Below are 7,820 nucleotides of genomic sequence, written 5' to 3'. Positions count from 1 at the left end.
GCCATGTGATCGCGCTCTGCCCGATGGCCGATGACCTCGCCATGAGTGCCGTGCACCTTCGCCCGCCGCAGCGGCACCCAGGCCGCGAAAGCGGCGTTCAACTCCTCGACGGACGAAGACGCCCGTCCGGCCAGCACGTGATCGCGGACGATGCCCACCTGCCGCTCGACGCGGCCCTTGGACAGGGCCGTCAAGTGCTCCTGATCCGCATGGTGCGGAGCGAGTTGTGCGGGTGACGCACCCGTTCCATCCGTGGCACGGCCGGTCGTACGAGTTCGTCGTCCGGCGCAAGAACTGGGGTGAGGACCGCGTCTACTTCCGCGACGAGGCGGGCGAAGTGGTGTCCGTGCCGACGGCATGGACCGATGCGGGTGGGGAGGATCCATTCGTCGTCCTCGCCGCGGGTCGCAGCCCGTTTCGCACCGAGGACCTGCTGGCCCTGGCCGGTCTGATCGGGCACCTGGACGGCCGCGGCGGCAGCGTCCAGGAGCTGACGCCGTGACCGCCTTGGGGATCACGCCGCAGCGGTGGGGGCGTATCCGGCGCACGGTGATCGAGACAGCGCACGCCATGCCGACTGGCCTGCACAGATCCTTGATCGGTTGCGTCCGCGCGCTCTTGGCCGCGATCAGCGGCGACGTAATTCTTGAGGCAGCGATCGGACGTGGGAGGTGGCATGGTCGGCACGGCGGTGAGCGATCCGAAAGAGGAGGCACTGCGGGCCACGCGGACGCTGAACTTGCAGCCGGAGGCCGTCATCGACGCGGTGTTCACCGCCTCCGAGTTCTGCGATCCGCGGGATCTGGTGCAGGTGAAGTACGAGATGGTGCGCCGGGTGCGGGTGGACAAGGTGCCCGCGGCACGGGCGGCGCGGGAGTTCGGGTTCTCCCGGCAGGTCTACTACGACGCGGCCGCTGCGCTGGACGCGGGCGGACCGGCCGCGCTGGTGCCGGGCAAGCCCGGGCCGAAGGGTCCGCGCAAGCTCACCGACGCGGTCATGGAGTACGTCGAGACGCGGCTGGCCGCCGAGCCGTCCCTGCGCTCCAAGGACCTGGCCGACGCGGTCGCCGAGAAGTACGGGCTGAGTGTCCATCCGCGCTCGATCGAGCGGGCACTGGCCCGCCGCGAGGCGGCACGCACCCAGGAGTTGCCCAAAAGCCGCAGCTGACAGCCCCGCGCGGGCGGTGGCGGCCCGCTATGAGGAATTCCGGACAGCGATCACTGACGGCACGGGCGAGGGCTGGCGGCTGGGCCGGGGCGTGCTCGCCGCCAAGGGCATGGCCGCCTGGGTGTCGACCTGGCGGTCCCTGCCCGCCCCGACAGTCCGGCCCGCCCCCGGCCAGGTGCCGCCCGGCCTGCCGAGTGACAGCGCTGAACTCGTACGGGTTCTGGCCGCAATGGCCCTGGCCCACCTTCACCCACCCGACGAACCAGCAGACCCAACCATCCACAATGCAAAGGGAGTTGACGTCGGCCATGGACGCGACCGGGGCGGCGGGCAAGGTGACCCGCGAGCATCTGCAGCGTGACGCCTACCTCTATATCCGCCAGTCCACCCTGAAACAGGTGATCAACAACACCGAGTCGACCGCCCGGCAGTACGCTCTGCGCAACCGCGCCATCGCCCTGGGCTGGGACCACTCCCAGATCATCGTGATCGACACCGACCAGGGCCAGTCCGGCGCCTTTACCGAGGGCCGCGACGGCTTCCAGCGGCTGGTCGCCGAGGTCGGCATGGGACACGCCGGGATCGTCCTCGGCCTCGAGGTGTCACGACTGGCCCGCAACAACACCGACTGGCACCGGTTGCTGGAGATCTGCGCGCTGACCGGCACCCTGATCCTGGACGAGGACGGCCTCTACGACCCCGGGAACTTCAACGACAGATTGCTCCTCGGCCTCAAAGGCACCATGTCAGAGGCCTTATACCGAGATCGGCATAAGGCCTCTTATGCGGCCCCTGCCGTTATGCCGAGGTGACGGCCAGGAGCCGTCGTGGTGACGGAGCCCGGCCGTAGGTGAGCGGCATAATCTACAGACCGTCGAGGAACGCCAAGGTGGTGTCGGCGGGTCGGTAGCGGCCCGGGGTGGCATCCTGCGGGGCGGTCCTGGCCAACGCCTGCTCCTTGAGCGCGAGGTCAGCATGGATGTAAATCTGCGTAGTCGCGACGTTTTCGTGCGCCAACCACAAGGCGATCACGGCGGTGTCGACGCCAGCGTGCAGCAGCCGCATCGCGGCGGAATGACGCATGACGTGCGGTGAGACCTTCTTGCCGAGCAGAGTCGGGCAGGAGCGTGTGGCGGTGGCCGCGTGCTTGGTGATGCGTCGCTCCAGCCCGTCGCGGCTCAGTGCCTCGCCTCGACGTGCGGGGAACAGCGGGTCGGAGGGAAGGCCGCCACGTTCGTTCATCCAGTTCTTCAACCTGGCGACAGTGCTCACAGTCAGCGGGGTAATGCGCTGCTTGCGCCCCTTGCCCAGGCAGCTGACGTGCGGGCCGACGCCCAAATGCACGTCGCCCACGGTCAATCCGGTCAGCTCGCTGGCGCGGAGCCCGGTCTGGCAGGCCAGCATCAGTAGTGCATGGTTGCGTCGGCCGGTCCAGGTTGCCTGATCGCAGGCTTCGAGCAACGCGTTGATCTCCTCCTCGGTCAGGTAGGTGACCTGAGAGCGGTCGAAGCGCTTGGGCGGGATCGCCAGTACCCGCGCGATGACCGCGGCGTCCTCGGGACGCTGCAGAGCCGCGTGGCGAAACGGCGAATGGATCGCGGGCAGGCGGGCGTTGCGGGTCCGGACGCCGTTGTCGCGGTCGGCCTCCAGGTGGTGGAGGAACGCACCGATCAACGATCCGTGCAGGTCGGCGACATCCAGACGGGAGGGTGGCTTCCCGGTCTGGTCGGCGGCGAAGACCAGCAGCAGCTTGATCGTGTCGCGGTAGGCGGCGATCGTGCGGTCGCTGGCGTGGCGCTGCCGAACGAGACGGTCGGTGAAGAACGACTGCAGGAGCGGCGCAAGGGTGTTCATGGGTGACCTGCCAGGTGAGAGTCCAGGCGTTGTCCGGCCAGAGCCATCAACTCCGGGGCGGCCGACAGATACCAGTAGGTATGTTTCGGATCGGTATGCCCCAGATACGTCGACAGCCGGGGCATCATGGCCGCCACGTCCACGTCCTCGCGGTACCAGTCCAGCACGGTGAACACCGCGAAACGATGCCGAAGGTCGTGGATTCGCGACCGGCAGGACGCCGAGCGGCGAGTGATGCCGGCCTGGCTGGCCAGTTGGGTTAAGACGAGCCCGATGTTCGAGTGCAGCAACCGGGCCCCGGTGGAAGACACCAGCAGAGCCGGGCATGCCGGATGCCCACGCGTCCGGTCACGAAGGTCCACGTAGCGTCGCAGGGCCTTGAGCGTGCTCGGATGCAGCGGCACCAGACGGGACTTGTCGAATTTGGTGTGCCGTACCATCAGCAGCTCGTTGTCGAGGTCGAGGTCGGCGCTGTCCAATGCGATCGCCTCGCCGACGCGTAGGCCGCTGACCGCAAGCAGGCCAATCAACGTCTGGTAGGTGGCCGCTCGCAGTTGCGGACGCAGTCCGTCGGCCTCCCGCAGCAGCCTGAGGATGTCCGCCTCGGAATACAGATAGGGGGTGGCGCGGTCCGGCCCATGGCGGATCAGCCCGGCCGGGGGGACCTCGACGCTGGGGTCGATGCTGTGCAGATACGCGTCGAAGCCACGCACCGCTGACAGACGGATCGCCCGCCAGTGCTCGAAGTTTCAGCGGGCAGCGTCGCCCAGGCCAGCCCGGACTCGGTGGGGGGCGTATGAACGCCGTGCTCATCGAGGTAGTCGACGAACTGGCCCAGCAGCCGTCCGACGTTGTGGAGCTTGAACCCCAGCATGCGGCGCAGGCTCAAGTAGTGGTCCAGTTCCAGCCGTAGAGACCGCAGAGTGCTCATGCCGCGTCACCGGGCCGGGGTCGGGCCAGTTGCCGCAGCGTCCGGTGGTCGACCTTCGCGTAGATCGCGGTGGTCAGCAGGTGCTGATGACGGAGCACCTGCCCGATCTCGGTCAGCGATCCGCCCGCGCTCAGCATTGCGGTCGCCGCGGAGTGCCGCAGCCGATGGGCGCCGATCAGGCCCAGTCCGGCCCGCCGGCCCGCGATGGCCACCACGGTGGTGACGCCGTTGGAAGTCAGCGCCCGGTAGGGAGCCTGCGCGCGGGCGAAGACGGTGCGGTCCTGCGCGCGCTCCGGACGCCCGTCGCGCAGGTAGTCGACGATGACTTCTCCGACATCGGCCGGCAGCGGTAAGCGGTCACAACGGTTGCCCTTGCCCCGCACGGTGATCTCACCGTGCCGCCAGTGGATGTCGGACAAGGCCAGTGCGGCGACCTCTCCGGCCCGCAGGCCGAGGCGGATGAGCAAGGTGAGGATCGCGAAATCCAGGCGCCCGGTCGCCGAACCTCGATCGCAGGAGGCCAGTAGCGCTGCGACCTGCTCGTCCGGCAGCCCCTTGGGCAGGCGTCTGCGTCCAGCCGGGCACTGTCAGCACCGCCGTGGACAGCGGCCTCTCGATCAGGCCGCCGATATGGAGGAAACTGAGCAGGGACCGCAGCGCGGTCACTATCCGGCCCGCTGAACCCGGTCGCGTGCGGGACTGCTCCAGTACGAACGTGGTTACCTCACCCGGGTCCAACCCACCCAGGTCAAGGCGGCCCTCGGTATCCGCCAGGCCGAGCAGGAACGGTCGAACCAGGCGTACGTTCAGCTCAACGGTCCTAGTCGCCAGGCCCCGCTCGACGCTCAGGTAGTCCCGGTAGCGGGCCAACAGCACCTCCACCGGTGCCTTCGGCGCCGCCGGTGCTGCTGTCGGGGTCACCCCCAAGTTCCGCAGGTAGTCCAGCAGCGGTCGCAGGGACCGGCCGGTGACGGAGTTGACGTAGCCGAACGCACGACGCTCGGCGAAGTAGGCGTCCACCGTGGGTCTGCGTCAACTCCGAGGGCGCCAGGTGTTGCTCAAGCATCCAGCGGCTCAAGTGGGCCACCAACCGCACGTGCCCGGCCGCTGTCAGCGGCGTGTACCCAGCCGCTCGAGATCAACTCGCAAGCCCTCGGCGTACGGAGCCAGCGGACCGCTCACTCGAGCCCAACACGGAACCGTCGTCATGATCGTCTCCTCACCCGCGCCTTGGCGCCCGAAATGACGGTATCCGTAGGCGGTGACAACAGGTTGAAATGGTCTGAACAGCCACCGGCTGCGAGTGCGGGCGGGTCGTATGACTCTGTTGGGTCAGGAGCCCACGGGTGATGATGGAGGAACCACAGCGTGCGGCGACGCGCGCGAGCACTCGATGGGGAAGCCTTGTGTTGCTGTGGTGCGCATACGGCCCGGGGCCTCCCCGGTGTCCTCGGGCCGTATGCTTAACCTCAGGTATTCAGCGGAATTGGGCGAGCTGACGACCCGATAGCAGAAAGGTGCCGTTGACCTGCAAGGATGTGAGTGTCGAAGTCATATCCGCTGCAGAAGTCAGGGCACCTTTCTGGTGGTTGAGCGTACAGGCTGGGACCGTCGGCTGTCCGTGGTGGCTGACGGGAAGAGGCTGTTGGGCATGCCGGGGCGGTGCTGCTGCGCCGGTGTGCGGACCGCACGGGACTGACGGACGCGCTGGCGAAGGTGCTGCCGTCCAGCACCGTGGCCGGCTGGCGAACCGTGCGGCAGTGCTGGTCCAGCTCGCGGTCGGGATCGTGCTGGGGGCAGCGAACCTGTCGGAGGCCGAGCAACTCCAGTTACATCACCGACCGTTGTTCGGTTTGGCGGCCTCGCACTCCACCGCCCGCCGGATGCTGGCCGCACTCGACGAGGCGACCCTGGCGGGGATCGCAAAGGTTCGGGCGAGGGTGCGCCGGCACGTGTGGAGTCTGCTGCATCTGCGGCCGGGCGGCTTTCCGTGGCTGACAGTGGCGGGCAAGCGGCTGACCGGCTGAATCGGATGGCGTCTCGCTTTGTTGGGTAGCCGATCAACGTTGGGGCGTACGCCCCGGGGTGCGGCCGTGGCGAGCAGCGGCAGCGGCTGCTGCCGGCCCGGGTGGTGGTCTATTTCGTACTGGCGATGTGCCTGTTCGCGGGGCAGGGATATGAGGAGGTCGCGCGGCTGCTCACCCACGGTCTGGAGCGGATGGGCCGGTGGAAAGGGACGTGGCGGGTACCGACCACCGCGGCGATCGGCCGGGCCCGGCTGCGGCTGGGCCCGGAGCCACTGCGGGTGCTGTTCGCCCGGGTGTGCCACCCGGTGGCCACCGAGGAGACAAGCGGGTCCTGGTATCGAGGCTGGCGGCTGATCGCGGTGTCCGGCACCACCTTCGACGTGCCGGACACCGAGGCCAATGCCTCTTTCTTCGGCCGCCCGGGCACCAGCCGGGGACAGGAGAAGAGCGCCTATCCGCAGGCGAGGGTGGCCGCGCTGGTCGAGTGCGGCACCCATGCGGTTTTCGCAGCCGAGTGCGGACCGCTGGCCGTCCATGAGACCGAGCTGGCCCAGCGCCTGTTCACTGCGCTGAAGCCGGGCATGCTGGTCCTGGCCGACCGCGGCTTTCGCGGATTCGACCTGTGGCGGGCCGCCGCAGCAACCGGCGCCGACCTGCTGTGGCGGGTCAAAAACGATGCTGTGCTGCCGGTGCGGGCCCTGCTGGAGGACGGCTCCTATCTCTCCGAGATCGTCGCCGCCCGCGACAAGAACCGCCGTCAGGACCCCGCCGCCGTCCGTGTCATCGAGTACACCCTGGTTCCCGGCGGCACGGTCTACCGGCTGATCACCACTGTCCTGGACCCGAAGGCCGCATCCGCCTCCTCCCTGGCCGCGCTCTATGCCCAACGGTGGGAGATCGAGAACACCCTGGACGAGATCAAGACCCACCAGGGCGGTCCCCGTCTGGTCCTGCGCTCCCAGTACCCGGACGGCGTCGAGCAGGAGATCTTCGGTTTCCTCCTGGTGCACCACGCCCTGCGGGGCCTGATGCACCAAGCCGCCCGGCAGGCGGAACAAGACCCCGACCGGATGTCCTTCACCCGCACCCTGCGCATCGTCCGCCGCCACGTCACCGACCAAGCGGCGTTTTCCCCCCTCCCGGCTGACCCGGGCTCTGGCCACGGCCCTGCGTGAGATCTGCGAACGCCCCCTGCCACCACGCCGGTTACGCACCAACCCCCGCGTCATCAAGCGCAAGATGTCCAACTGGAAACTCAAGCGCACCCAGCACCGCAACCCACCCCGGCCGGACGCACCCCGCGCGACGCTGGTCGCGCCGACAAAGCCCAGGCCGATCCGCCGAAAAAACACCTAAATCACCGGTGTGACTCTGTTGGTGATCTTGTGGGAAGGGCTGACGGGAGGGCGGTGGGGTGCTTCGCTGAGCATGTGCGGGGTGACCTCGGGTTCTGGGGTGTGGGTGCGGTGTCGTTACGGCCGAGGAATTTTCAGCGGATTCCGGTGAGGACGGTGCGGACAGCGCGGGCGGCGTGTCCCAAGGGCACCCCGGCCATGAGCATCCGGGACCGGCTGGATGTCCTGTTCGAGGACGAGGAGTTCGCCGCTCTGTACCCGGATGACGGCAGGCCGGGATTGTCGCCGGGGCAGCTGGCGCTGGTGTCGGTGCTGCAGTTCGCGGAGAATCTGTCCGATCGGGCGGCGGCGGACGCGGTCCGCACCCGGATCGACTGGAAATACGCGATCGTGCGCCACGAGGCGCCTCCATTCCGAGCGGGGGTGAAAGGACCCCGCCGCTGGCCTGTCGCAGCAGGTTAGTGCAGCTGAGGGCAGCCTGAACG

The 7,820-nt window shown here is 68.4% G+C and carries 9 protein-coding genes and 1 pseudogene; 6 read left to right on the top strand and 4 right to left on the bottom strand.

Annotation, left to right across the window (positions count from 1 at the left end; translation table 11 throughout):
- A pseudogene (locus ABZZ74_RS51610) lies at positions 1-179 on the bottom strand (IS21 family transposase); the annotation flags it as partial.
- A gap of 47 nt (positions 180-226) precedes the next feature.
- Here ABZZ74_RS51610 and ABZZ74_RS51605 point away from each other — a divergent pair.
- The 3 genes from ABZZ74_RS51605 (at position 227) to ABZZ74_RS51595 (ending at position 1,980) form a co-directional block, all read left to right on the top strand.
- Positions 227-502 (top strand): DUF5372 family protein, encoded by a 276-nt coding sequence (locus tag ABZZ74_RS51605; protein ID WP_356951062.1) that lies wholly within the window; start codon positions 227-229, stop codon positions 500-502.
- A gap of 189 nt (positions 503-691) precedes the next feature.
- Positions 692-1,168, top strand: coding sequence for a helix-turn-helix domain-containing protein (locus ABZZ74_RS51600; RefSeq protein ID WP_356951061.1), 477 nt, complete (start codon positions 692-694; stop codon positions 1,166-1,168).
- A gap of 308 nt (positions 1,169-1,476) precedes the next feature.
- Positions 1,477-1,980 carry a recombinase family protein gene (locus ABZZ74_RS51595; RefSeq protein WP_356951060.1) on the top strand — a complete coding sequence of 168 codons (504 nt, stop codon included), beginning with the start codon at positions 1,477-1,479 and terminating at the stop codon, positions 1,978-1,980.
- A 52-nt stretch (positions 1,981-2,032) separates the two neighbouring features.
- Here the strand turns inward: ABZZ74_RS51595 and ABZZ74_RS51590 are convergent, their stop codons facing one another.
- From ABZZ74_RS51590 to ABZZ74_RS51580, 3 genes are all read right to left on the bottom strand, one after another.
- Entirely contained in the window at positions 2,033-3,022 is a 990-nt protein-coding gene (locus tag ABZZ74_RS51590; RefSeq protein WP_356951059.1) for a tyrosine-type recombinase/integrase, read from the bottom strand.
- Positions 3,019-3,735 carry a tyrosine-type recombinase/integrase gene (locus ABZZ74_RS51585; RefSeq protein ID WP_356951058.1) on the bottom strand — a complete coding sequence of 239 codons (717 nt, stop codon included), beginning with the start codon at positions 3,733-3,735 and terminating at the stop codon, positions 3,019-3,021. The genes ABZZ74_RS51590 and ABZZ74_RS51585 overlap by 4 nt, the downstream gene beginning before the upstream one ends.
- Positions 3,736-3,949: 214 nt before the next feature.
- On the bottom strand, positions 3,950-4,504 hold the full coding sequence (locus tag ABZZ74_RS51580) for a tyrosine-type recombinase/integrase (RefSeq protein ID WP_356951064.1): 555 nt from the start codon (positions 4,502-4,504) through the stop codon (positions 3,950-3,952).
- A 1,209-nt stretch (positions 4,505-5,713) separates the two neighbouring features.
- On the opposite strand from ABZZ74_RS51580, the gene ABZZ74_RS51575 reads away from it, so the two are divergent.
- From ABZZ74_RS51575 to ABZZ74_RS51565, 3 genes are all read left to right on the top strand, one after another.
- Positions 5,714-5,980 (top strand): hypothetical protein, encoded by a 267-nt coding sequence (locus tag ABZZ74_RS51575; protein ID WP_356951057.1) that lies wholly within the window; start codon positions 5,714-5,716, stop codon positions 5,978-5,980.
- Positions 5,981-6,012: 32 nt separating this feature from the next.
- A complete protein-coding gene (locus ABZZ74_RS51570) occupies positions 6,013-7,155 on the top strand; it encodes an IS4 family transposase (protein ID WP_356951063.1) in 1,143 nt (380 codons plus the stop codon).
- Positions 7,156-7,533: 378 nt separating this feature from the next.
- Complete coding sequence (locus ABZZ74_RS51565) at positions 7,534-7,797, top strand: transposase (RefSeq protein WP_356951056.1); 264 nt, start codon at positions 7,534-7,536, stop codon at positions 7,795-7,797.
- Positions 7,798-7,820: the final 23 nt, after the last annotated feature.

The sequence above is a fragment of the Streptomyces sp. NPDC006476 genome (genome assembly GCF_040612015.1).
Lineage (GTDB): Bacteria > Actinomycetota > Actinomycetes > Streptomycetales > Streptomycetaceae > Streptomyces > Streptomyces griseorubiginosus_B.
The sequence above is the reverse complement of the archived record's forward strand: the minus strand, read 5'-3'. Positions and strand labels throughout refer to the sequence as shown.